The following is a 22,725-nucleotide window of genomic DNA, read 5'->3' on the forward strand; positions in this document are numbered from 1 at the left end:
GACGGACTCGGATAATGGCGCAAAAGAAGGCGGGCGAGGTCGAGGCGTTCCTCTCCCGTCCCGATTTTTCGTTTCCGGTCATCCTGCTTTACGGCCCCGATCCCGGTCTCGTCGCCGAACGCTCCGCCAAGATCGCCGAGATGTCCGGCGTCGACCGCAACGACCCCTTCGCGGCTGTGACGCTGGCGGCCGACGAGTTGGAAAAGGATATCGGCCGGCTCTATGACGAAGCCCGGACTGTGTCCCTGTTCGGCGGACGCCGTCTCATTTGTGTGCGTGGCGCCGGCGCCGGCAAGGGTCTGGCGGAAGCGGTCGGCGATCTGGCGGCTTCGCAGCTGGAAGGCGCCCTCGTCATCGTCGAAGCCGGCGACCTCAAGAAGAGCGCCGCGCTACGAAACAACGTCGAGCGCGGACGATTCGCCATGGCGCTGCCCTGTTACCAGGACGAAGGCAGGGTGATCGACAGGATGATCGACGAGGAATTCGGCCAAAGCGGGCTATCGATCGGCCGGGAGGCGCGCGACGAACTGCGCGCCCGCCTCGGAGCCAATCGTCTTGCCTCACGCGGCGAAGTCCGCAAACTCTGTCTCTACGCTCTGGGCGCGCCGTCGGTGACCGAGGCCGACGTCCGGGCGGTCGTCGGCGACGTTTCGGCGGACACGCTGGAAGAGACCATCGACGCCGCGGCGAGCGGGGACGTCAAGCGCCTGCCGCATCTCATCGGCCGACTGGTGTCCGCCGGCACCGCCACCTTCCAGCTTCACCAGAATCTGTTGCGCTATTTCCAGCAGCTGCAGACCATGCGCGAGATGATCGAACGCGGCGGCGAGCCGATCGGGCGGGTGGTCGAGCGGCGACGGCCGCATTTTCGCCGCAAGGCGGCTCTCGAGGCCGCGCTGGCGGCTTGGCCGCTGGAAGAGATCACCGCGATTCTCCAGCGGATCGAGCGGGACATCCTGACGAGCCGCAGGGAAGGCGGGCTCGCCTCGACGATCACCCAGAAGACCTTGCTCGACATCGCCGTCGAGGCGGCCCGGCTGCGCGCCCGGGGCAGCCGCGCCTGACATCAGGCCAGACGACACCGCCCTAGGCGGCATCGAACGCCATCTTTTGTTTCACGTGAGTCATGCGGCCACCCGGACGTGGTCGGTCAGAGCTCCCGCACCCGCGGCGCCTGTTCAACCCGGCGTTGTGCCCGCGTCTGCAGCAGGCCACAGATCTCGTCGAGCTGCTCGAGATCAGCATAGTCGATGCGGATGGAGCCGCGCTCCCCATCGACGCGGATTTCCACCGGCATGCCGAGTGCCTGCGCCAGAAGATTCTCCAGCGCCATGACATCGGCATCGCGCTCGGCAGCCGCTTTGCGCTTGCCTTTGCGCGCGGGCTTGGCAGGCCGGTCTTCCACCGCCTCGGTAGGTTTGCGGGCGAGATCCTCCGCCTCGCGCACACTCAAGCCGCGCGACACGATTTCATTCGCCAGCGCGAGCGGATCATCGGCGGTCACGACGGTCCGCGCCGCGCCGGGCGACAGCGTGCCGGCCACCACCATGCCGCGCACTTCCTCCGGCAATTTCAGCAATCGCAGCGTGTTGGCGACGTGGCTGCGGCTTTTGCCGAGCACGTCGGCGAGATCGGACTGGGTGTAGCCGTGTTCATCGATCAGCGTCTCGTAGGCTTGTGCCTCTTCGACCGCGTTTAAATCGGCGCGCTGGACGTTTTCGATGATCGCGATTTCGAGCGACTGACGATCGCCGATGTCGCGCAGCACGACCGGGACCTCGCTGAGGCCGGCGGCCCGGGCGGCGCGCCAGCGTCGTTCGCCGGCGACGATCTCGAACGCCTCCGGCTGGCCAGGCTTGGGACGCAGCAGCAGCGGCTGGACCACACCATGATTCCTGATCGAGGCGGCAAGATCGTTGAGATCGGCCTCATCGAAGCGGCGGCGCGGATTGTTGGGGTTGGGCGAAATCCTGTCCAAAGCGACGAAGCGCTCGGCCGGAATCGCGGCCGGCGCTGCCTCCGATCCGCCATGGCCTGGCATCGGCCTCGGAGGCATGACGCCGCCAGTCCCGATCAGCGAGGCGAGGCCGCGTCCCAGCCGCTGCCGCGATTTATCTTCGTTCATCCTCGTTTCCCCGCTTCTATCGGCTCGGTTTCCGCGAAATTCCGCCTCGGACGGCGACCCGCCATCGCGCCCCGTCACGCGGCCACCAGCCGTCGTTCGCGCCGAATGATTTCCGACGCTAGGCGAATATATGCCTGACTGCCCGGACATTTCATGTCGTAGAGGACGACGGGTTTGCCGAAAGACGGCGCTTCCGAAACCCGCACATTGCGCGGGATGATCGTCTCGTAGACATGTTCACCCATATAGGAGCGCACGTCCCGGACCACCTGGGCCGCCAGATTGTTACGCCCGTCATACATCGTCAAGACGATCCCGTGCAGTGCCAGTGCCGGGTTCAGGGTATCGCGAACCTGCTCGACCGTCTGTAGCAACTGGCTGAGACCTTCCAGCGCGAAGAACTCGCACTGCAGCGGAACCAGGATCGAATCCGCCGCCGCCATGGCGTTGATCGTGAGGAGATTCAGGGATGGCGGACAATCGATCAGGACGAAATCGAACAGCGGCGTGTCGACCTGATGGAAATGCAGGGCATCGCGCAGCCGATAAGCGCGGCCGGGCGCACCGGAAATCTCCATCTCCAAGCCCAGGAGATCGAGCGTCGACGGGATGATCGACAGGCTCGGCACCGCCGTTGCCATCGCTGCCTCGGTAACCGAGACGTTTTCCATCAGAACGTCGTAGGAGGAGACGTCGCGATCGTCCTTTTCGATCCCCAGCCCAGTCGAGGCATTGCCCTGGGGATCGAGGTCGATGAGCAACGTCCGCTTGCCGATCGCGGCAAGGGCGGTGGCGAGGTTGATGGCGGTCGTGGTCTTGCCGACTCCACCCTTCTGATTGGCTATGGTGATGATCCGCATCGGCTGCCCGCTAGTCGCATCCATCGGTCGCCTCCCGCATCGTTACGATGGCGGCGCACTTGCCAGCCATCACGGCTTGCCTCAAGGCCCGCCGGATAACGATCTCGACCCCGGGGGCGCATGGCGTAGCCTAACGCCGCGCGATGTTGCCGATGTCGAGGACGACCGAACCATCCTCGAGGTTCGATTCATGCTTTACCACGGTGAATCGCCAATGGGCAGCCGCTTGGTTAATTTCCTGTTCATGATTGCGACCCTTTTGAAAAAAGCACCGCGCCGACGTCCTGATATGAGGCGCCACCATCGCCAACAGCTCCGGAAGCGTCGCCAAGGCCCGCGCGGTCACTAAATCCGCCGCTCCCAGCGCCGCGCCGCAATCCTCGATCCGGGCGGCGTGAACCGTCCCGTCGAGACCGAGTCCGCGCTGGACGGCGCGCAGGAAAGCCGCCTTCTTAGCGTTGCTCTCGACCAAATCGACGAGACCGCCCTGGTCCGCCCGCGCCGCAGCCACGACAAGGCCGGGAAGCCCCGCACCGGATCCCAGATCGACGCAGCGCTGAAACGGCGGCAGGAGGCGCTCCAGCACCAGCGAATCAGCGACGTGGCGCGACCAAACATCGCCGATCGTCGCCGGGGCGACGAGGTTGATGTGGCGCTGCCATTCGGTCAGCAGGGCGACATATTGATCCAGACACGCCAGCGTTTCACGTGAAACATCGCGGTTTTCGAGAAACTGGGCACGCCCCTCCGCCTGTTGCGCCGCCACTTCGGCGGGCCGCGGCGCGGCTTTGCGCTTTGGTTTGGCCGCGGGCTGCCGCTCCGGCGGAAAAGGCTTTCGCTCACGCCGCACGAACGACCTCACTGCGCCGCATGGCGACGAGGATCAGCGCGAGGGCGGCCGGCGTCATCCCGTCGATCCGTTCAGCTTCGGCAATCGACGCCGGGCGACGGGCCATCAGCTTTTGCCGCAATTCGTTGGACAAGCCGGTGAGACTGGAAAAGTCGAGATCGTCCGGGATCGTCCGGTTCTCGTCCCGGCGCAGACGTTCCTGATCGCGCCGCTGGCGCTCCAGATAGACATCGTAGCCGGCTTCGATCTCGATCCGCTCCCGAATCGGCCCACCAATATCCTTGAACTCCGGCCAGATGGCGGTCAGCCGATCCAGATTGATCTCGGTTTGCGAGAGTAGCTGCCAGGCCGAGCGGCGGCGGCCATCCTGATTAATTGCCAACCCCTGTCGCTGGGCTTCGGACGGCGTCAGCTGAGCTGTTTCTAGCATCGCGCGGGCCCTTGCGAGCGCCCCCTCGCTTTCCTCGAAAGCCTGGCGACGTTCCGCGTCGACGATGCCAAGCGACAGACCGAGTGGCGTCAACCGGCGGTCGGCATTGTCGGCCCGAAGCGAAAGGCGGAATTCGGCCCGCGAGGTGAACATGCGATAGGGCTCGGACACCCCGGTGCGGGTGAGATCGTCGATCATCACACCGATATAGGCGTCGGCCCGGCCGATGCCGACAGGCTCCGCGCCGCCAGCAAGCCGCGCCGCGTTGATCCCGGCGACGATCCCCTGCGCCGCGGCTTCCTCGTAGCCCGTCGTGCCGTTGATCTGGCCGGCGAGGAACAGGCCCTCCGCCCGGCGAACCGCCAGATGCCGGTCGAGTTCGCGCGGATCCACGTGATCATATTCGATGGCATAGCCCGGCTTCAGCACCGCCACCCGCTCAAGTCCCGGTATGGAACGCAGGAACTGCAGCTGGACGTCCTCCGGCAGGGAGGTCGACACGCCATTCGGATAGATCGTGTCGTCGTCAAGCCCTTCCGGCTCAAGGAATATCTGGTGGCCGTCGCGGTCGCCGAACTTGACGATCTTGTCCTCGATCGAGGGACAATAGCGCGGCCCCGCTCCCTCGATGCGGCCGGAATAGAGTGCCGAACGGCCAATATTCTCGCGGATGATCCGGTGGGTTTCGGGCGTCGTCCGGGTAATCCCGCAATCGATCTGCGGATTGGTGATCGCCTTCGTCAGATAGGAAAACGGGACCGGGTCCGCGTCTGGGGCCTGCCGGTCGAGCCCGCTCCAGTCGATCGTGCGGCCGTCGAGCCGTGGCGGCGTGCCGGTCTTCAGCCGGCCGAGTGCCAGGCCGAGCCGCTTCAGCGTTCCCGAAAGGCCCAGCGAGGGATCCTCACCCATGCGCCCGGCCGGAATCGTCCGGTCGCCGATATGGATCAGACCCGACAGGAATGTCCCCGTCGTCAGCACCACGGCCCGGCACTGAATGGCGCGGCCGTCGCCGAGGACCACACCGGTCACCCGGTTCCGCTTGTCCAGGACAAGATCGGCGACGTCGCCTTCGACCACGTCGAGATCGGCGTGGGCGGCAATCGCCGCCTGCATCGCCTCGCGGTAGAGACGCCGGTCAGCCTGGGTCCGGGGTCCGCGCACGGCTGGCCCCTTGCGCCGGTTGAGCAGCCGAAACTGGACGCCCGCCGCGTCGGCCACCCGCCCCATCAATCCGCCCAGCGCGTCGATCTCGCGGACGAGATGGCCCTTGCCGATGCCGCCGATCGCAGGATTGCAGCTCATCGCGCCGATTGTATCGAAGCGGTGGGTGACCAGCGCGGTTCGCGCCCCGGCTCGCGCCGAAGCGCTGGCGGCCTCGCAGCCGGCATGGCCGCCGCCGATGATGACGACGTCGTAGTTGGACGTTGCGGGGAGGGACGGATCGCGCATGGGTCTCGGATACTGGTTGGACGGGACGGAGTGACAGCCGCGAAAGGGGCTTCGGCACCGACAGGCAAACATTTTGCAGTGAGGCTTAAGCCTATAAAGGCTCAATCGCTCGGAGACAACGCAAGCGGAAATGCGGCAACAAGCCCGCCTTGACTCATTTGCCGATGCAGAACTCGGAAAAGATGACGTCCAGAAGATCCTCGACCCCGACCTGGCCAGTCAGCGCGCCGAGGCGGTTGCCGGCCCGCCGCAGGGTTTCCGCCCCCACTTCCGGCGGCATGTCCCCCTCCGAGACGAATTGTTCGAGGATCCGCAGCGCATCGGCGACCAACTCCTTGTGACGAGTCCGCATCGGCACCGCCTCGTCCGGATCGCCTGCCGCGTCGACCGCCAAGGCCGCGACATGGGCGACAAGCGCCGACATCCCCTCGCCGGATTGGGTGGAAATGCCGAAGTCGAAGGCGAAATCGTCCCATTCGCCGCCGAACCGGGCCGCCAGACCGTGCGGTTTGGGGCGGTCCACCTTGGTGCGAACGGTCAGAATATGGCGTCGGGGCCGGGACATTCCGGTCACCACGTCGTCCCGCGCCGCCTCCGACGCGGTGAGCATCATCGGATGTTTCACGTGAGTCAAAAGCTCCGCGAACCGCGCGAACGGACCGTGTCCTGATTGTGGGTCGACCAGCGCCAGGACCAGATCCGCCGAATCCATCACGGCCTTGGCCCGCTCAACGCCGATCGCCTCCACCGCATCGGCCGTTTCGCGGATTCCAGCCGTGTCGGAGAAACGCACCGGGACACCGCCGAGATCGAGGGTCGCCTCGATCACGTCGCGCGTCGTACCGGGAATTTCGGTGACGATCGCCACCTCGCGGTCGGCCAGGGCATTGAGCAGGCTGGACTTTCCGGCATTGGGCGCGCCGACGATCGCCACCCTGTAGCCCTCGCGCAGTATCTCGCCGCGGTCGGCCTTGGCGAGATGGGCCCGCATCTCATCGACGAGCAACGCGACCTTTGCCATGACCCCGCTAGCAACGTCGTCGCCGACATCGCCCTCGTCGGCAAAGTCGAACGAGGCTTCGATCATCGCCCGCGCTTCGGTCAGCCGCTGCATCCAGTCTTCGTAGATCGCGCGCAACGCCCCGCCCGCCTGCGCCACCGCCATGCGGCGCTGCGCCTCGGTCTCGGCCGAAATGAGATCAGCCAGCCCCTCGGCCTCCGTCAGGTCGATACGGCCATTTTCGAAGGCGCGCCGGGTGAACTCGCCAGCGACCGCGAGACGCACCTCGGGGAGCGCCGTCGCCGCGTCGAGAAAGGCCGCGACGACGGCCCGCCCACCATGCAGGTGAAACTCGGCGAGATCCTCCCCGGTGACGCTGCCAGGCGACGGAAAGAACAAAACGATGCCCCGGTCGATGGTCGCGCCGGCCGCATCGCGGAACCGGCGAAGGCTGGCGCGGCGTTCCGGCGGGATTCCGCCGGCGAGGCTCTCCAAGACAAGCCGAGCGTCCGGACCGCTGACGCGCACGACCGCAACACCGGAGGGCAGGGCTCCGGAGGAGAGGGCAGCAATGGTATCGGATGGGATCAAACGAGCGGCTCGGTCTATTCCGTGATGGTCGAAGGCGACAGAACCAGCTTCTTTGGACGTTCGCAACCGGCAGGCCGCGAGGCATTCGGGACCGCGTTTTGGCCGCGACACGCCATTGAACGGGAAGCAGCCCTCGAAATCGTCGATCGCTTGCCTTAGGCTTCCGGGTTTGAGGGCCGGAACCACAGGATATTCATGAACGACGCGCGCGACAACAGGCTCGGCGATGCCGTCAGCCCGTATCTTCTGCAGCATCGGGACAACCCGGTCCATTGGCGGGAATGGTCCGACGCGACGCTGGCCGAGGCCCGCGCGCTCGATCGGCCGATCCTCCTGTCGGTCGGCTACGCGGCCTGCCACTGGTGCCATGTCATGGCGCATGAGAGCTTTGAGGACGAGGGCGTGGCGGCCGCGATGAACCGCGACTTCGTCAATGTGAAGGTGGATCGCGAAGAGCGGCCTGACATCGACCATCTCTACATGACCGCGCTGCAGGCGATGGGCGAACAGGGCGGCTGGCCGATGACCATGTTCCTGACACCCGAGGGCCAACCGTTCTTCGGCGGCACGTATTTTCCCAAGGATGCCCGCTATGGCCGTCCCGGTTTTGTCCAGGTGCTGGAGGCCATCGCCAAGGCCTGGCGCGAGAAGCGCGCCGATCTGACGACCAGCGCCGGTGCGATTTCCGGGCGGCTGAGCGAGTTCCTGTCGCGCTCGGCGGCACCGGGACCGCTCGCGGCGCTTGATCTGGCGGGTCCGGCGGAACGCATCGGCCAGATGATCGATCCCGCCCAAGGTGGGCTTCGCGGCGCGCCGAAATTTCCCAGCGCCCCGTTCATGGAAATCCTGGCTCGCTCGGCTTTCGAGACCGGCTCCCCGAAGCATCGCCAGGCCTTTCTCAAGACCGTCCGGGCGCTGTCGCTCGGCGGCATCTACGACCATCTCGGCGGCGGCCTGCATCGCTATTCGACGGACGACCGTTGGCTGGTGCCGCATTTCGAGAAGATGCTCTACGACAATGCCCAGTTCCTGCGCCATCTCGGCTGGGCCTACCGGATGACCGGTGACGATCTGTTTCGATCCCGTATCGATGAGACCGTTGGCTGGTTGCGGCGCGAAATGCTGGTTGAGGGCGGCGGCCTCGCCGCGTCGCTCGACGCCGACAGCCTAAACGCCGACGGCCACTCGCAGGAGGGCGCCTTCTATGTCTGGTCGGCGGCCCAGATCGATGGTCTGCTGGGCGATCGCGCGGCGCCGTTCAAGGCCGCCTATGACGTCGGCGAAGCGGGCAATTGGGAGGGCCATTCGATTCTTCATCGCCTGCACCCCGGCGCCGCGTCGAGCGACCCGGACTTTGCCGAGGAACGCCAGATTCTTCTCGGAGCAAGAGCCGGCCGGCCTCGCCCCGGCCGCGACGACAAGGTGCTCGCCGACTGGAACGGCCTGATGATCCGGGCGCTGGCGGAAATCGGTAGCGCTCTCGGGAACGAGGATGCGCTGGCCCTCGCGCGCGATGCCTTCGATTTCGTCGTCCGGGATATGATCGTCGCCGGTCGCCTTCGCCATGCCGCGCGAGCCGGGCGAACGACAGGCCTGGCGCTGTCCTCCGACTATGGCGCCGTGATCCAGGCCACGGTCGCGTTATTCGCGGCAACCCTCGACGGACGCTATCTCGACCACGCCCGCTGGTTCGCCGACGAGCTCGAACGCTGGCACACGGATGGCGATGGCGGACATTATCTGAACGCTTCGGACGCCTCGGACGTCATGATTCGCCTGCGCGGCGACCAGGATGACGCGATTCCCGGCGGCACGGCGCTGGTCATCGAAGGGCTTGCGATGCTCGTCCAGGCCAGCGGCGCGATCGAGATCGGCGAGCGGGCCGAGCGGGCGGCCCTGCTTGCCGCCGGGCGCATCGGCCAAGGAGCGGCCGGCTTTCCCGGCATTGTCGCGGCCACGGGCAGGCTACGCCGCGGCAGCGAACTCTGCGTGATCGGCACGTCAGACGATCCCGGATTCCCCGAGATGCTGGCAAAGGCGCATCAAAGCGTCGATCTCGATCGCCTCGATCTGGTCCTGGCCGATCCCGATCGGCTGCCGGAGCAGCTGCCGACCGCCGCGATGCGGCCTTTGCGCCGGCCCGCCGCCTACTTGTGCGAGGGTCGCGTCTGTCGGCCCCCGGTCTACGATGACGCGGCGCTGGCGAAGGCGTTGAGCGGCGACAGCGATTAATACGAGGGCTCCGCCGGCGCGGTCTACGTCACCCGGCAGACGGTTGCACCGGTAGCACTGCGCAATTGGAGCGGCACCACCTCGAAGACGTGCCGCGGCGTCCCCGCGGCGGCCCAGACGGTGGCGTGCTGGAACAGATCCTCATCCATCAGGGTGGCAAGCTTGCGCGAGGCCCCCAGCGGCGAGACACCGCCGATGGCAAAGCCGGTCGCCTGACGGACGAAATCGGCGTCGGGCCGCTCGAGCGCCTCGCCGAAATGCGTCGCCATCGAAGTCTCGTCGACCCGGTTGGCTCCCGACACCAGCAGGAGGTAGGCTTGGCCGGTCGCGGCGCCCCTAAACACCAGGGATTTGACGATCTGGCCGACGCTGGCGCCGACGGCCGCCGCCGCTTCCTCGGCGGACCGAGCCGATTGGGTGGTCTCGACCACCGCGATCTTGAGGCCCTTGGCCTCGGCATCGGCCTCGACCCGCGCCACCGCGTCCAGTTTCTCTGTCATCCCCGATCCCTCCTGGTTGCTCGCTGCAGGCATCACCGTCCGAGCCGTCGCAGTCAAGCCGAGGTTCGGCGCAACGAAAAACGGCGGCCCGAAAGGACCGCCGTTTCACGTGAGTCATGCCCCGGGTCCGGGACCGAATACGGTCAGGTATTCATCGAATCGAAGAAATCGGCGTTGCTCTTGGTCTGCTTCAGCTTGTCGTTCAGGAACTCGATCGCATCGGTCGTTCCCATAGGCGCCAGGATGCGGCGCAGCACGAAGATCTTCTGCAGATCGGCGCGCGGCACCAGCAGATCTTCCTTGCGGGTGCCGGACTTGAGGATGTCCATTGCCGGGTAGACACGCTTGTCGGCGACCTTGCGATCGAGCACGATCTCGGAGTTGCCGGTGCCCTTGAACTCTTCGAAGATGACCTCGTCCATGCGGCTGCCGGTATCGATCAGCGCCGTCGCGATGATGGTCAGCGAGCCGCCTTCCTCGATATTACGCGCCGCGCCGAAGAAGCGCTTCGGCCGCTGCAGGGCGTTGGCGTCGACACCGCCGGTCAGCACCTTGCCCGAAGAGGGGACGGTGGTGTTGTAGGCGCGGCCGAGACGGGTGATCGAATCCAGGAGGATGACCACGTCGCGGCCGTGTTCCACCAGGCGTTTGGCCTTCTCGATCACCATTTCGGCGACCTGCACATGGCGCTGCGCCGGCTCGTCGAAGGTGGAGGACACCACCTCACCCTTCACCGAACGCTGCATGTCGGTGACTTCCTCCGGCCGCTCGTCGATCAAGAGAACGATCAGGTAGCATTCGGGATGGTTCGCCGTGATCGAATGGGCGATGTTTTGCAGAAGAACGGTCTTGCCGGTTCGCGGCTGCGCGACGATCAAGGCGCGCTGGCCCTTGCCGAGGGGCGCGACGAGGTCGATGACGCGGGCCGACATATCTTTCTTGGAGGTCGGCTCCTCGAGTTCCATCTTGAACCGCTCGGTCGGATAGAGCGGCGTCAAATTGTCGAAATGGCTCTTGTGGCGTATCTTTTCCGGATCGTCGAAATTGATCGTATTGACCTTCAGCAGCGCGAAATAGCGCTCGCCATCCTTAGGACTGCGGATCGGTCCTTCGACCGTGTCGCCGGTCTTCAGCTGGAACTTGCGGATCTGTGACGGCGAAACGTAGATGTCGTCCGGTCCCGGCAGGTAGTTCGCCTCCGGTGAGCGCAGGAAGGCAAAGCCATCCTGAAGAATTTCGACGACACCCTCGCCGATAATCTCGACCTCCTGGGCCGCGAGTTGCTTAAGAATCGCGAACAGCAACTCCTGCTTGCGCAGAACGGAGGCGTTCTCAACATCGTTTTCTTCGGCAAACGCGATTAATTCGGGCGCGCTCTTGTTCTTCAGGTCCTGAAGTTTCATTCGGAAAGTGGCTCTTTTAGGGTTCGGACCGACAGCTCGCGTCGGAACAGATGAAGGCGAAATGGGGAAACGCTGAGGCCGGAAACACGAGACGGTTCTGCGGCAGGGACGATGCGGCCGGCAAGGCTACGCAACGCCCGAGAAAGGCGGGATAGTCCTTCGTGATATAACGGGGGCGGCGCGCGGGCGCAAGGGGCGCGTTGGCCCCCGAGCCGAACGCCTCCCATCGCGGTTACCGCCTCGTGTACCAGCGGCGACGTTGCACGGTGACGGCGGAGCGTGTCGTGGTCGGTTTAGCCTTCCTGGTCGAACCCGAGCGCTTCAAGGGCGTGTGTGACAACCGCTTCGGGCGGGACGCCGACGGATATGGTCACGCCATCCTCGTCGGATTGCAGCGGTTCCAGATCGTCGAACTGGGATTGGAGAAGCGATTTCGGCATATAGTGCCCTGTGCGCCGACCCAGGCGTTCGCCGACGAGATCCTGTTCCGCCGTGAGCGAGACGAAACGCACGCGCGCATCCGCCTCGCGCAAGACGTCACGGTAGCACCGCTTCAACGCCGAACAGGCGACGACGGTCGAAACGCCGCCGGCGGCCTGCCCGGTGATCCAGTCGCGAATGGCGACGAGCCAAGGCGCCCGATCGTTGTCGTTCAGCGGCTGACCGGATTCCATCTTGGCAATATTCGCGGCCGAGTGAAATTCGTCCGCCTCGGCGAAAGGCCAGTCAAGACGCTCCGCAAGCAGCTTTGCCGTCGTCGTCTTGCCGACCCCCGACGGACCCATGACCACGAGCGCGGTGGTCTCTTGCGGCATCAAACGAGCCCTCCGATCAGAACGGCTTCACGACGACGAGGATGATGATCAGGATCAGGATCACCGCCGGCACCTCGTTCATCACCCGCCAGAACTTGCCGGATCTAGTGTTCGCGTCCCGCTCGAACCGCTTGAAAGAGGCGGACAGATAGCCGTGCAGGCCGGACATCACCAGGACGAGGGCGATCTTGGCATGAATCCAGCCGCCCTGGAACTCGAACACCTTCCAGGCGAGCCACAAGCCGAGCACCCAGGTCAGGATCATCGAGGGCGTCATGATCCCCTTGAGCAGCCGCCGTTCCATCACCTTGAAGGTCTCGGACTGGGGTGTGCCCGGTCCCGCTTCCGCGTGGTAGACGAACAGTCGCGGCAAATAGAGCATGCCGGCCATCCAGGCGATGATGACAAAGATGTGAGCCGCCCTGATCCAGAGCTGCCACTCAACCGGCACCAGGACGAACAGGGCTGCGACAAGCGCCAGTGCGACAAGGGCGACGGCGGCGGTGCGTCCGCCACTGGCCGGCTTGGTCATGGACTTGTTCGGCGATGGGTTGTCCTGGTTCATGGCTTGGCGGTCCTGATGCGATTGAGAAGGGCTTCGACGTGCGCGATCGGCGCCTCGGGCGTGATGCCGTGGCCGAGATTGAAGATCAACGGGCCGTTGCCGAGATTTTCGAGGATCCGGTCGACGCCGTCTTCCAGCGCCTTGCCGCCTGCGATCAGCCGCAGCGGGTCGAGATTGCCCTGGACGGCGCCAGCTTTCTGCAATTCCTTCGCCTGGGACACCGGCACCGACCAATCGAGGCCGACTGCGTCGACACCGGTCTTTTCGCGATAGGTGTTCAAAAGCGTTCCCGCGCCCTTGGCGAATCCGATGATCTTCGCACCCGGCACCGCGGCACGAACCTTTTCCACCATCCGGGCGACCGGCCGCACCGCATAGGCTTCGAACGACGCCTCGTCGAGAACGCCGGCCCAGGAATCGAAGATCTGGACGCAGTCGGCACCCGCCTGCAACTGGCGGATCAGATAGTCGGCGCTCATTTCCGCCAGCAGATAGAGCAGCGTCTCCATCTCGGCCGGGTTGCGATAGGCGAACAGCCGCGCCGGGGCCTGATCCGGCGTCCCATGGCCGGCGATCATGTAGGTCGCCACGGTCCAAGGCGCGCCGCAAAAGCCGATCAACGTCGTCTCGTCGGGCAGTTCCTCGCGCAATCGGCCAACCGTCGCGATCACTGGAGCCAGATGAGTTTCGCCGCGCGACGGATCGAGAGCCGCGATCTCGTCGGGGCGAATCGGCGTCAGCTTCGGGCCCTCGCCCTGAACGAAATGCAGGCCGCGATCGAGCGCATCCGGAATCACCAGAATGTCGGAAAACAGGATCGCCGCGTCGAAGCCGAAGCGGCGGATCGGCTGCAAGGTGACCTCGGTCGCCAGATCCGGATTGTAGCAGAGATCCAGGAACCCGCCGGCCTTTTCGCGGGTTGCTCGATATTCGGGAAGGTAGCGGCCGGCCTGTCTCATGAGCCACACTGGAGGGGGAAAGACGCTTTCGCCTTCCAGGACCCGGACGAGCTTGCGCTTCTGCATCAGGTTTGGGCTCCTAATAAAAAAGAAAGATTTCAAGAGAAATCGTTATTTTGATTCTATGAGTCGGTGGATAGCCGGAATTCACAAGCGGCGGTAGATGGCAGGCGTTTCACGCTCGTCCACAGCCTGCGACGATCGGTTTCGGACCAGCGGTGTGAGAAACGTTAAACTTTTAGGGCATCCGCGAAATTTGTCAGGATGTTAGCGAGGCATCCGCGTGGCCGGAAACCTGTCCGGGAGCTGTGGAAAGCGTGGGATGAACACGCGCTGTCCACAAATGCTGGGCTACGCGCACACAGGCCGTGCATCGCCGCCAATTGTGGACGAAAGCCGACTTATGCGCCTCGGTCCGGAGCGTCACGGCGGCGGGCCGGCTTAACGCTTCCTTAACCCACAGGCCCGGCGGAATTCCGGGGGTGGAGGCGGCCGGCCCCTTGCGAAGCGATGCCGAATCGAGTCCCGAGGGGCGCCAATGGCGTTTCGTTCCTCAAGACGCTATCAAACCCATCGGACGTGAAGAAACGGTTAAATGGGGACGGAATGGCCAAAGGCATCGTGCTCGCCTCCGGCAGCATCCACCGCAAGGAATTGCTCAAGAACGCCGGCATCGATTTCACGGTCGAAGCCTGCGAACTCGACGAACGAGCGATCGAGGCGCCGTTGCTGAAATCAGGGGTCGGACCGGAAGATGTCGCCGCCGTCCTCGCCGAGGCAAAGGCGACGGACGTTTCCGAGCGCCATCCGGGCGAGATCGTCATCGGCGCCGACCAGACGCTCTCCCTCGACGACGAGGTCTTCTATAAGCCGGCAAACATGGAGGAGGCGCGGCGTACGCTTCTGAAGCTCTCTGGCCGCACCCATACGCTGAACAGTGCCGTCGTCCTGGTCGAGGACGGCGTGGTCACCTGGCGGCATGTCGCCACGGCCGCGATCACCTTGCGTCCGCTCGATCCGGGCTTTATCGGCCGCTATCTCGCCGCCGCCGGCCAGAAGGCGACGACCAGCGTCGGCGCCTATCAGATCGAGAAGGAAGGTATTCAGCTGATGGAGAGGATCGAGGGCGACTATTTTACCATCATCGGCCTGCCGCTGCTGCCGCTCTTGAAAGAGCTGCGCGAACGGGGCGAGATCGATGGCTGAACCCGAGGCGGAGTGGACGCCGAGTCCTTACGTCAGCGGCGCGTCCCGCCCGCGCGGCGAAGGCTCGATCTTCGATCCGCGCGATGTCCAGGCGACCCCCAACGGCCCAAAAGCCTTTGTCACCGGCTGGCCGGTGTGGCATTCGCGCTCGCCGGTGATCCATCAGAGCTGGCTCGCCGAATTCGGCCTTGCCGGCTCCTATAGTCGCGTCGGCGTGCCGCCAGAGGAGATCGCCGAATTCCTGAAGAGCCTGCGCAAGAACGGCTTTGTCGGCGGCAATGTGACGATCCCGCACAAGCTCGCCGCCTTTGCCGCGGCCTCGCGGCGGGACGCGGCGGCGGAGGCGATCGGCGCGGTGAATACGCTGTGGTTTGAAAAATCCGGCCGGCTGGTCGGCGGCAATACCGACGCCTATGGGTTCGCGGCCAATCTCGACGAACGGCTGCCGGGCTGGGCCGATGTTGAAACGGCGGTGGTGCTCGGTGCCGGCGGCGCGGCGCGGGCCGTAGTCTTCGCGCTGTTGAAGCGCGACGTCAAAGCCGTGCGGATCGTCAACCGCACGATCGAGCGGGCCGAGGAACTGGCGGCGCGCTTCGGGCCCCGTGTCAGCGGCCATGGCGAGGCGGAGCGGGACGCGCAGCTCAGGACCGCCGACCTGCTGGTCAACACCGTGCCGATCCCGGCGCCGGACCCCGACGACGAGACCCCGGACTGGTTCGCGCCGAAGCTGCCGGATCTGTCGGCGCTGCCGGACCACGCGCTGGTCACCGACATCGTCTATGTGCCGCTGATGACGCCGACCCTGCAAGCGGCCGAGCAACGCGGACTGCGCCATGCCGACGGGCTCGGCATGCTGCTGCACCAGGCGGTGCCGGGCTTCGAGCGCTGGTTCGGCCAGCGCCCGGCGGTCAGCGAGGCACTGCGCGCGAAAATCATCCGCGACATCGAGAGCGGGGTCTGACGGTGATGCGAGGCCGGCGCGGACAGGGCGAGCGATGATCGTCCTCGGCCTCACCGGCTCGATCGGCATGGGCAAATCGACCGCCGCCGCCATGTTCGCGGACGAAGGCGTGCCGGTGCATGATGCCGACGCTGCGGTGCATCGGCTTTATGCCGGCCGCGCCGCACCGCTGATCGAAGCGGCCTTTCCGGGCACGGTGAGCGACGGCATCGTCGACCGCGCGGCGCTGGCGGCAAGGGTGCTGAACGATCCCGCCGCGCTCAAACGGCTGGAGGCGATCGTGCACCCGCTGGTGCGCGCGGAGGAACAGGCGTTTCTCGACGCCGCGCGAAACTCCGGCGCGAAACTCGCGGTGCTCGACATTCCGCTGCTTTACGAGACCGGCGCCGAGACCCGCTGCGACAAGGTCGTGGTGGTCAGCGCGCCGGCCGAGACACAGCGCGAGCGGGTGCTGCGCCGGCCCGGCATGAGCGAGGAGAAATTTGCAACGATCCTGGCCAAGCAGCTGCCGGACGCGGAAAAACGCGCCCGCGCCGACATCGTCATCGACACCGGCGGCGGCTTCGACGCCACCCGCGCGGCGGTCGCGGCGGTGGTGGCGGACCTCTGCGGGGGTGAGGACACTTTGCTTTCAGAATAGACACGAACACCCACATCGCCGGTGGATACCGGCCACCATCTCCACCCCGCCCCTTGCCTCGCCGTCCCGCCTGAACGACAACACCCCCAAAGCGGGGGCCAGCATGCGGGAAATCGTCTTCGACACCGAAACCACGGGCCTCGACCCGGAGGTCGAGCGGGTGATCGAAATCGGCGGCGTCGAGTTGTGGAACCACATTCCGACCGGCAAGAGCTACCACACCTTCGTCCGGCCGGACGGCCGCAAGGTCGATCCCGGCGCCTTCGACGTCCACGGCATTTCCGACGAATTCCTGGCCGACAAGCCGCTGTTCGAGGAGATTGCCGAGGAATTCCTCGAGTTCTTCGCCGGCGCCCGGCTGATCGCCCACAACGCCGTCTTCGACACGCGGTTTCTCAACGCCGAGCTGAAGCGCATCGGCCAGCCGCCGATCGAGGCCTCGCGCGTCATCGACACGTTGCCGATGGCGCGGCGCAAGTTCCCGATGGCGCCCGCGACGCTCGACGCGCTGTGCTCGCGCTTTTCGATCGACACCAGCCGCCGTGACAAGCACGGGGCGCTCTTGGATTCGGAGCTGCTCGCCGAGGTCTATATCGAACTGATCGGCGGGCGGCAGGCGGCGCTGGGACTGGCGGTGGAGACCGATACCGCCGGCGACGGGACGGATGGCGATTTCGGCCGGATCGAGCCGCGGCCGGTGCCGTTGCCGCCGCGGCTGACGGCGGAAGAGGCCGCAAGCCACCGCGCCTTCGTCGCGACGTTGGGCGAGGAGGCGCTGTGGTGGCGGTTTCTGGAGCGCCCGCGGGCGGCGGAAACCACCGACGCCTGATCGCGCCGGCTCAAGGTGCTGCTCACCGAAACGCCGGCGGCATCGCGTGATGCCGCCGGCGTTTGTCATTCAAGTCTGATGGCAGGCGTCCGCCTCAGCCGGTCTGGACCTTCTGGCGGGCGCGCTCCTCGGCCATGCGCTGCTGGAACAGTTGCGAGAAGTCGATCGGGTCGATCATCAGCGGCGGAAAGCCGCCATTGCGGGTCACATCGGCCATCACCTGGCGGGCGAAGGGGAACAACAGCCGTGGGCATTCGATGAACAGCACCGGCAGAATGTGCTCCTGCGGAAAATTCTGCAGCTTGAAGACGCCGCCATATTCGAGCTCCACGTTGAACATCAGGTCGGCGCCCTCGCCGGCCTTGGCGTTCAGCGTCAGCCGCACGTCGTAGTCGCCGTCGGAGCCCTCGATCGGATTGGCGCCGACATTGACCCCGATATTGATACCCGGCGCCTTGGTCTGGCCGCGCAACACGCCCGGGGCGTTCGGGCTCTCGAAGGAGAGATCGCGGATATACTGGGTGAGGATGTTGATGCTGGGCGGCGTGGCGGTCGTCGCTGCGCCGTCGCCGGTGGCGGCACCATTGCCGTTGGTCTTCTGGTCGTTGGTCTCGGACATGTTGGCTCCCGTCTTGATGCTGGTCCCGGCCTGGATCACCGCCAAAGCGGGCGCCGCGTCGGGCTCGGTCATGTTGGCGCGGGATGCGGGCGAAACCGGTTTCCGCTCGACCTCACCCCGCTTTTGCGGCCCCGGTACTGGCCCGGAGCGGCACGAAAATGGTGGGCGCGAGCGCTATCACGCGGTCAAGGCGAGGACAAGACGAAGGCGATCCCGCGTCGCGCCCGGCTCAGTGCAGGATGCGGCCTTGCGGCGTGTCGTCACCCTCGCGCTTGTCGTTCCAGGGCGAGGAGGGATCGGGCCGGCGCTCGAACTCCTCGCCGCTGAGATCGACCACGTCCGGCCCGCCGCCAGCCCGCGGATCGGGTTGGGGGCCGCGGGTGCCGGGATTCCACGTTCCGGACCCCTGCGCCACGACGATGACGCGGCTTTTCATGAAATTCCAGATGCCGTCGCGGATTTTCGGCACGAACAGGAGAAATCCGAGCGTGTCCGTGACGAGGCCGGGGGTCAAAAGCAAAACGCCGGCGATCGCGATCATCACGCCATGCACCAACTCGCGGCCCGGCATGCGTCCGGCGCGGATGTCGGCCTGGATGCGTGCCAGGGTGGACAGGCCCTGCTGCTTCAGCAAAAGCGTGCCGATGATGGCGGTCAACAAGACGAGGCCGAGCGTTGGCCACAGGCCGATCGCGTTGCCGACCAGGATAAACACGGCGATCTCGAGGATCGGTATTACCAGCAGCAGAAAGGGAATTAGGGCGAAGGGCATGGTTTGGTCACTCCTTTGACGGCATAATGCCCCTCAAGCGCATTTCGGGCACCATCGCATCGCAAGATGAGATAGGAAGTCCGGGAACGAATTTGAATGCATCGCCTGCCGTCTCTATATGGGAGCGGATGGCATGGGCGACGGCGAGGCGACGGCACCAATGAGTTTCGGGACGATCTTTTTCATAGTACTTGCGGCGATCGTCCTGTTTCAGCTGCGCAGTGTGCTCGGGCGGCGTACCGGCAGCGAGCGTCCGCCCTTCGACCCCTATTCCCGTCAGGAACGGCGGCCGGAGGAAACCGCACCGAACGACAACGTCGTCACACTGCCGCATCGCAGGCTGCCCGGCGGCAGCGATGCCGCCGCGCCTGAGACCACCTATGAGGCCATCGACAAGCTGGCCGCGCCCGGCACGCCTCTGAATACGGAGCTGCGCCGTATCCGCGATGCTGACCCGAATTTCGAGCCGAGGGAATTCCTCGAGGGCGCCAAGCTCGCTTATGAGATGATCGTCACCGCCTTTGCCGATAGCGACCGCAAGGTCTTGAAGAACCTGTTGTCGAACGAGGTCTATCAGGGCTTCGAGCAGGCGATCACCGACCGTGAACAGCGCGGCGAGCGCATGCAGTCCTCCTTTGTCGGCATCGACGACGCGATCATCGTCTCGGCCGAGCAAAAGGACCGCGAGGCTTTGGTCACGGTGCGCATCGTCGCGCAGTTGATTTCCGCCGTGCTGAAGCCGGATGGTGAGATCGTCGACGGCGATCCCGAAGCCGTTGTCGAGGTCAAGGACGTCTGGACCTTCTCGCGCGATACCCGCTCGCGCGATCCGAACTGGAAGCTGGCCGGGACCGAATCCGAAGAAGACTGAACCGGATCGGCGAGTCGTTCGATGACCCGTTTCGTGCGCCGCAGCTTTGCCGAACTGCCGGGCTGGGCCGGAGCCGATCACGCCCTGGCCTTTGCCGCGTTTCGCGGCAGCGCTACCCGGATCGTCGAGGACCAGGTGGCTGCGGGAAAGCTGGACATTGCGCCAGGTGCCTTTCGCATCGCGGCCGAGGCGGCGTTGGCGGCCGAAGAGCTGGACAAGGCCGCCGGACGGTCCTTCTTCGAGACGCATTTTGTGCCGCTGCGCATCGTGCCGGACGGCGCCGGGACCGAGGCATCGGGCTTCGTCACTGGCTATTACGAGCCGGTCGTCGCCGCTTCGCCGGTGCGCACAGGCAAATTCCGGTTCCCGCTCTACGCGCCACCGCCGGATCTGGTGAAGATCGACGACGTGTCGCGCCCCCCGGGGCTTGACCCATATTTCCGCTTCGCGCGCCGCGCTCCCTGCGGGCTGCTCGAGGAATATCCCGACCGCGCGGCGATCGAAGCCGGGGCGCTGGCCGGACAGGGTCTGGAAATCGCCTGGCTCGATGATCCGGTGGAGGCGTTCTTCATCCACATTCAGGGATCGGCTCGGCTGCGTCTGTCGGACGGACGCGAGATCCGTGTCGGCTATGCCGCCAAGACCGGCCATCCGTTCACCGCGATCGGCCGTCGCCTGGTCGATGAGGGCGAACTGACGCTGGCTGAAGCCGACATGGACGGCATCAGGGGATGGCTGACGGCACATCCCGAGCGGCGGCAGGCGCTGTTCAACCGCAACCGCTCCTTCATCTTCTTTCGGGAAATGCCGGTGGATGACCCGGCAAAGGGCCCGATCAGCGCGGCGAAGGTGCCGCTCACGGCGCTGGCCTCGATCGCGGTCGACCGGGAACTCGCGACCTTCTGCGTGCCCTATTTCATCGACGCGCCGCAGCTTGTCGTGGCGGGTGAGCGGTTCCGCCGCCTGATGATCGCGCAGGATACCGGCTCGGCCATTCTCGGACCCGCCCGCGCCGACATCTTCGTCGGATCGGGACCGGAGGCGGGAAGGATCGCCGGGCGGATTCGCCATGCAGCGGATTTTTCCGTCCTGGTGCCGGCGGGGCTCGCCGAGAGTCTCGTCCGATGAGGCGGGGGCGGCGGCTCAGCGGCGAGGATGCCCGCCTGTGGGCGAGCGTCGCGCGCACCGCCATGCCACTGAAGGGCAAGGTGCATCCCCAAATGCCGGAGGAACCGCCGGATCGGCTCTCCGAAGCCTTTTCCGCGACGCGCGGTCAGAGCGAGGATGCTGGCTCGGCCGACCGGCAGGTGCCAGAGCGCCCGGGCCGGCGCCTGACCCAGCATCCCATTGAAAAACCGACGCGGCGCAAGATCGCCAAGGGGCGGCTCGGCATCGAGGCGCGCATCGACCTGCATGAAATGACCCAGGGCGGCGCCCATGACGCGCTGATCGGCTTTCTGCGCCAGGCGCAGGCGATGGGCCTGCGCCATGTGCTCGTCATTACCGGCCGGGGTGCGCGACCCGGTTCGGCCTTCGGCTCGCGCGGGGTCTTGCGCCGGGTGGTGCCGCTGTGGTTCGCAGGGCCGGAATTCCGGCCGCTGGTGTCCGGCTTCGACAGCGCCGAGCGTCATCACGGCGGCGACGGCGCGCTCTATGTCCGAGTGAGGCGCTTCTCATGACCCCACTCGGCGAGAAGATCCGCGTCATGCGCAAGGAGCGCGGCGTGTCCCAGGGCGAAATGGCCGCCGCGCTCGGGATTTCGAGCGCCTATCTCTCGGCGCTCGAACACGGCCGGCGCGGACGCCCGACCTGGGAACTCCTGCAGCGCATCATCGGCTATCTCAATGTGATCTGGGATGAGGCGGAGGAGCTGGAGCGGTTGGCCGAACTCTCGCATCCGAAGGTCACGGTCGAAACCGCCGGACTGAGCCCGGATGCGACGGCGCTGGCCAACCGGCTTGCCGAGACCATCGCGATCCTTCCCGCCGACGACGTCAAGCGTCTGCTCGCCGCGCTGGAGACAGCGGCGACGCGGGCCGAGGCGGCGCTGAAGGAAAAGCGGCGACGACGGTAGCTGCGGGTTGCAAGGGGGCAGCCGCGGCCTCCGGCGGTCGATTCACGTGAAACGGACGGGCTCAGGGCGAATTCTTAAGCATCCGTTAACCATGACCCACGAAACTGGTCCGTCCGGCGACGACACGGTCGTGGCCAACCCTCTCGCGGTGTCACGCCCGATGTGCCGACTTCTTGCCTATGCCGGCCCGCCCATCTTTCTCGATCGGCTGCTGGTCGAACCGCGCGCCTCGCTGATCTCCCAGTCGCTGGCGGCACGCGAAGCCAAGACGATCGTCAATGGCGACGGCTGCGGTATCGGTTGGTATGGAGAGCGCCCCGAGGCCGGCGTCTATCGCGGCATATCGCCGGCCTGGTCGGACGCCAATCTCGTTTCGCTCTGTCGCCAGATCCGCTCACCGCTGTTCCTGGCGCATGTCCGTTCGGCGACCTACGGCGAGGTCTCCACCGCCAACTGCCATCCTTTCGCCGACGGCCGGCATCTGTTCATGCACAACGGCCAGATCGGCGGCTATGAGCGGCTGCGCCGGGGCATCGACGCCCTCATCCCGGACGCGCTCTATCCCAGACGGCGAGGCACCAGCGATTCGGAGGCAATCTTCCTGGCGGCACTGGGATGTGGACTGGACGACGATCCGGTCGCCGCCATCGCGGCGACCCTCTCCACGATCGCGACGACGGTTCGCGCGACCGGGGAAACCGCGCCGCTCCGCTTCGCCGCCGTCCACAGCGACGGCGAGACCTTTTGGGCCTATCGCTGGGCCAATGACGGCCTGCCGCCGTCCCTGTACTGGCGCCGCGAGGGTGACGGGATCGTCGTCGCGTCGGAGCCCTGCGACGCGGACACCGGAAACTGGACGATCGTGCCGCCGGCCTCGGTGCTGGTCGCACGGCGCGACGGTGCCCCGCGGATCGTCCCGTTCGAGCTTGCCGTAGCGGCACGCGCTGCTGCGTGAGACCGCCGGCCGCCGGGTC

General features: G+C 65.9%; 23 protein-coding genes. 11 read left to right on the forward strand and 12 right to left on the reverse strand.

Translation table 11 applies throughout. The annotated features are described in order from the left end of the window. Positions 1-14: 14 nt before the first annotated feature. A complete protein-coding gene (gene holA / locus ING15_RS16100) occupies positions 15-1,064 on the forward strand; it encodes a DNA polymerase III subunit delta (RefSeq protein WP_206455860.1) in 1,050 nt (349 codons plus the stop codon). Between the two features lie 86 nt (positions 1,065-1,150). Here holA and ING15_RS16105 read toward each other — a convergent pair whose 3' ends face one another. The 5 genes from ING15_RS16105 to mnmE form a co-directional block, all read right to left on the reverse strand. Further along, on the reverse strand, positions 1,151-2,125 hold the full coding sequence (locus ING15_RS16105) for a ParB/RepB/Spo0J family partition protein (protein WP_206455861.1): 975 nt from the start codon (positions 2,123-2,125) through the stop codon (positions 1,151-1,153). Between the two features lie 74 nt (positions 2,126-2,199). Next, positions 2,200-3,009 carry a ParA family protein gene (locus tag ING15_RS16110; RefSeq protein WP_269812753.1) on the reverse strand — a complete coding sequence of 270 codons (810 nt, stop codon included), beginning with the start codon at positions 3,007-3,009 and terminating at the stop codon, positions 2,200-2,202. Between the two features lie 106 nt (positions 3,010-3,115). Beyond that, positions 3,116-3,835: a 16S rRNA (guanine(527)-N(7))-methyltransferase RsmG gene (gene rsmG / locus ING15_RS16115; protein ID WP_206455862.1), complete on the reverse strand. Its 720-nt coding sequence runs from the start codon at positions 3,833-3,835 to the stop codon at positions 3,116-3,118. Continuing rightward, the gene (gene mnmG, locus ING15_RS16120) at positions 3,825-5,714 is read right to left on the reverse strand and encodes a tRNA uridine-5-carboxymethylaminomethyl(34) synthesis enzyme MnmG (RefSeq protein ID WP_206455863.1); all 1,890 of its coding nucleotides are present in this window, start codon (positions 5,712-5,714) and stop codon (positions 3,825-3,827) included. The genes rsmG and mnmG overlap by 11 nt, the downstream gene beginning before the upstream one ends. Before the next feature lie 154 nt (positions 5,715-5,868). Then, positions 5,869-7,305, reverse strand: coding sequence for a tRNA uridine-5-carboxymethylaminomethyl(34) synthesis GTPase MnmE (gene mnmE, locus ING15_RS16125; protein ID WP_206455864.1), 1,437 nt, complete (start codon positions 7,303-7,305; stop codon positions 5,869-5,871). 195 nt (positions 7,306-7,500) lie between these two features. Between mnmE and ING15_RS16130 the strand changes: the two genes are divergently transcribed. After that, entirely contained in the window at positions 7,501-9,537 is a 2,037-nt protein-coding gene (locus tag ING15_RS16130; RefSeq protein WP_206455865.1) for a thioredoxin domain-containing protein, read from the forward strand. A 23-nt stretch (positions 9,538-9,560) separates the two neighbouring features. Here ING15_RS16130 and ING15_RS16135 read toward each other — a convergent pair whose 3' ends face one another. The 5 genes from ING15_RS16135 to hemE all read right to left on the reverse strand — a co-directional run bounded on the left by ING15_RS16135 (position 9,561) and on the right by hemE (position 13,845). Continuing rightward, positions 9,561-10,037: a YbaK/EbsC family protein gene (locus ING15_RS16135; protein WP_206455866.1), complete on the reverse strand. Its 477-nt coding sequence runs from the start codon at positions 10,035-10,037 to the stop codon at positions 9,561-9,563. Positions 10,038-10,180: 143 nt separating this feature from the next. Then, entirely contained in the window at positions 10,181-11,440 is a 1,260-nt protein-coding gene (rho, locus tag ING15_RS16140) for a transcription termination factor Rho (protein ID WP_206455867.1), read from the reverse strand. 293 nt (positions 11,441-11,733) lie between these two features. Next, entirely contained in the window at positions 11,734-12,255 is a 522-nt protein-coding gene (locus ING15_RS16145) for a gluconokinase (protein ID WP_232845820.1), read from the reverse strand. Between the two features lie 16 nt (positions 12,256-12,271). Further along, positions 12,272-12,820: a protoporphyrinogen oxidase HemJ gene (hemJ, locus tag ING15_RS16150; RefSeq protein ID WP_206455868.1), complete on the reverse strand. Its 549-nt coding sequence runs from the start codon at positions 12,818-12,820 to the stop codon at positions 12,272-12,274. Beyond that, positions 12,817-13,845, reverse strand: coding sequence for a uroporphyrinogen decarboxylase (gene hemE, locus ING15_RS16155; protein WP_206455869.1), 1,029 nt, complete (start codon positions 13,843-13,845; stop codon positions 12,817-12,819). The genes hemJ and hemE overlap by 4 nt, the downstream gene beginning before the upstream one ends. A 540-nt stretch (positions 13,846-14,385) precedes the next feature. Here hemE and ING15_RS16160 point away from each other — a divergent pair. The 4 genes from ING15_RS16160 (at position 14,386) to dnaQ (ending at position 17,415) form a co-directional block, all read left to right on the forward strand. Next, positions 14,386-14,985, forward strand: coding sequence for a Maf-like protein (locus ING15_RS16160; protein ID WP_206455870.1), 600 nt, complete (start codon positions 14,386-14,388; stop codon positions 14,983-14,985). After that, complete coding sequence (locus tag ING15_RS16165; protein WP_206455871.1) at positions 14,978-15,946, forward strand: shikimate dehydrogenase; 969 nt, start codon at positions 14,978-14,980, stop codon at positions 15,944-15,946. The genes ING15_RS16160 and ING15_RS16165 overlap by 8 nt, the downstream gene beginning before the upstream one ends. A 34-nt stretch (positions 15,947-15,980) precedes the next feature. Further along, complete coding sequence (coaE, locus tag ING15_RS16170; RefSeq protein ID WP_206455872.1) at positions 15,981-16,586, forward strand: dephospho-CoA kinase; 606 nt, start codon at positions 15,981-15,983, stop codon at positions 16,584-16,586. Positions 16,587-16,689: 103 nt separating this feature from the next. Next, the gene (dnaQ, locus tag ING15_RS16175; RefSeq protein WP_206455873.1) at positions 16,690-17,415 is read left to right on the forward strand and encodes a DNA polymerase III subunit epsilon; all 726 of its coding nucleotides are present in this window, start codon (positions 16,690-16,692) and stop codon (positions 17,413-17,415) included. A 94-nt stretch (positions 17,416-17,509) separates the two neighbouring features. Here the strand turns inward: dnaQ and secB are convergent, their stop codons facing one another. Further along, positions 17,510-18,034, reverse strand: coding sequence for a protein-export chaperone SecB (gene secB / locus ING15_RS16180; protein WP_206455910.1), 525 nt, complete (start codon positions 18,032-18,034; stop codon positions 17,510-17,512). Between the two features lie 229 nt (positions 18,035-18,263). After that, entirely contained in the window at positions 18,264-18,806 is a 543-nt protein-coding gene (locus ING15_RS16185; RefSeq protein ID WP_206455874.1) for an FxsA family protein, read from the reverse strand. Positions 18,807-18,939: 133 nt separating this feature from the next. Here ING15_RS16185 and ING15_RS16190 point away from each other — a divergent pair, with 133 nt between their 5' ends. The 5 genes from ING15_RS16190 (at position 18,940) to ING15_RS16210 (ending at position 22,706) form a co-directional block, all read left to right on the forward strand. Continuing rightward, a complete protein-coding gene (locus ING15_RS16190) occupies positions 18,940-19,677 on the forward strand; it encodes a Tim44/TimA family putative adaptor protein (protein WP_232845821.1) in 738 nt (245 codons plus the stop codon). Positions 19,678-19,698: 21 nt separating this feature from the next. Further along, the gene (gene mltA, locus ING15_RS16195; RefSeq protein WP_206455875.1) at positions 19,699-20,805 is read left to right on the forward strand and encodes a murein transglycosylase A; all 1,107 of its coding nucleotides are present in this window, start codon (positions 19,699-19,701) and stop codon (positions 20,803-20,805) included. After that, complete coding sequence (locus ING15_RS16200) at positions 20,802-21,356, forward strand: Smr/MutS family protein (protein WP_206455876.1); 555 nt, start codon at positions 20,802-20,804, stop codon at positions 21,354-21,356. Before mltA ends, ING15_RS16200 begins: the two co-directional genes overlap by 4 nt. Next, positions 21,353-21,751, forward strand: coding sequence for a helix-turn-helix domain-containing protein (locus ING15_RS16205; protein ID WP_206455877.1), 399 nt, complete (start codon positions 21,353-21,355; stop codon positions 21,749-21,751). The genes ING15_RS16200 and ING15_RS16205 overlap by 4 nt, the downstream gene beginning before the upstream one ends. 160 nt (positions 21,752-21,911) lie before the next feature. After that, the gene (locus ING15_RS16210; RefSeq protein ID WP_206455912.1) at positions 21,912-22,706 is read left to right on the forward strand and encodes a class II glutamine amidotransferase; all 795 of its coding nucleotides are present in this window, start codon (positions 21,912-21,914) and stop codon (positions 22,704-22,706) included. The last annotated feature ends 19 nt before the right edge of the window (positions 22,707-22,725 follow it).

It is taken from the genome of Aurantimonas marina (assembly GCF_017183135.1).
Taxonomy (GTDB): domain Bacteria; phylum Pseudomonadota; class Alphaproteobacteria; order Rhizobiales; family Rhizobiaceae; genus Aurantimonas; species Aurantimonas marina.

What these genes read in the sequence shown, in the direction of transcription:
- holA (WP_206455860.1), top strand. Translation starts at nt 15, where the DNA reads ATGGCGCAAAAGAAGGCGGGCGAGGTCGAGGCGTTCCTCTCCCGTCCC.
- ING15_RS16105 (WP_206455861.1), bottom strand. Translation starts at nt 2,125, where the DNA reads ATGAACGAAGATAAATCGCGGCAGCGGCTGGGACGCGGCCTCGCCTCG.
- ING15_RS16110 (WP_269812753.1), bottom strand. Translation starts at nt 3,009, where the DNA reads ATGGATGCGACTAGCGGGCAGCCGATGCGGATCATCACCATAGCCAAT.
- mnmG (WP_206455863.1), bottom strand. Translation starts at nt 5,714, where the DNA reads ATGCGCGATCCGTCCCTCCCCGCAACGTCCAACTACGACGTCGTCATC.
- ING15_RS16130 (WP_206455865.1), top strand. Translation starts at nt 7,501, where the DNA reads ATGAACGACGCGCGCGACAACAGGCTCGGCGATGCCGTCAGCCCGTAT.
- ING15_RS16135 (WP_206455866.1), bottom strand. Translation starts at nt 10,037, where the DNA reads ATGACAGAGAAACTGGACGCGGTGGCGCGGGTCGAGGCCGATGCCGAG.
- rho (WP_206455867.1), bottom strand. Translation starts at nt 11,440, where the DNA reads ATGAAACTTCAGGACCTGAAGAACAAGAGCGCGCCCGAATTAATCGCG.
- ING15_RS16145 (WP_232845820.1), bottom strand. Translation starts at nt 12,255, where the DNA reads ATGCCGCAAGAGACCACCGCGCTCGTGGTCATGGGTCCGTCGGGGGTC.
- hemJ (WP_206455868.1), bottom strand. Translation starts at nt 12,820, where the DNA reads ATGAACCAGGACAACCCATCGCCGAACAAGTCCATGACCAAGCCGGCC.
- hemE (WP_206455869.1), bottom strand. Translation starts at nt 13,845, where the DNA reads ATGCAGAAGCGCAAGCTCGTCCGGGTCCTGGAAGGCGAAAGCGTCTTT.
- ING15_RS16160 (WP_206455870.1), top strand. Translation starts at nt 14,386, where the DNA reads ATGGCCAAAGGCATCGTGCTCGCCTCCGGCAGCATCCACCGCAAGGAA.
- ING15_RS16165 (WP_206455871.1), top strand. Translation starts at nt 14,978, where the DNA reads ATGGCTGAACCCGAGGCGGAGTGGACGCCGAGTCCTTACGTCAGCGGC.
- coaE (WP_206455872.1), top strand. Translation starts at nt 15,981, where the DNA reads ATGATCGTCCTCGGCCTCACCGGCTCGATCGGCATGGGCAAATCGACC.
- dnaQ (WP_206455873.1), top strand. Translation starts at nt 16,690, where the DNA reads ATGCGGGAAATCGTCTTCGACACCGAAACCACGGGCCTCGACCCGGAG.
- secB (WP_206455910.1), bottom strand. Translation starts at nt 18,034, where the DNA reads ATGTCCGAGACCAACGACCAGAAGACCAACGGCAATGGTGCCGCCACC.
- ING15_RS16185 (WP_206455874.1), bottom strand. Translation starts at nt 18,806, where the DNA reads ATGCCCTTCGCCCTAATTCCCTTTCTGCTGCTGGTAATACCGATCCTC.
- ING15_RS16190 (WP_232845821.1), top strand. Translation starts at nt 18,940, where the DNA reads ATGGGCGACGGCGAGGCGACGGCACCAATGAGTTTCGGGACGATCTTT.
- mltA (WP_206455875.1), top strand. Translation starts at nt 19,699, where the DNA reads ATGACCCGTTTCGTGCGCCGCAGCTTTGCCGAACTGCCGGGCTGGGCC.
- ING15_RS16200 (WP_206455876.1), top strand. Translation starts at nt 20,802, where the DNA reads ATGAGGCGGGGGCGGCGGCTCAGCGGCGAGGATGCCCGCCTGTGGGCG.
- ING15_RS16205 (WP_206455877.1), top strand. Translation starts at nt 21,353, where the DNA reads ATGACCCCACTCGGCGAGAAGATCCGCGTCATGCGCAAGGAGCGCGGC.
- ING15_RS16210 (WP_206455912.1), top strand. Translation starts at nt 21,912, where the DNA reads ATGTGCCGACTTCTTGCCTATGCCGGCCCGCCCATCTTTCTCGATCGG.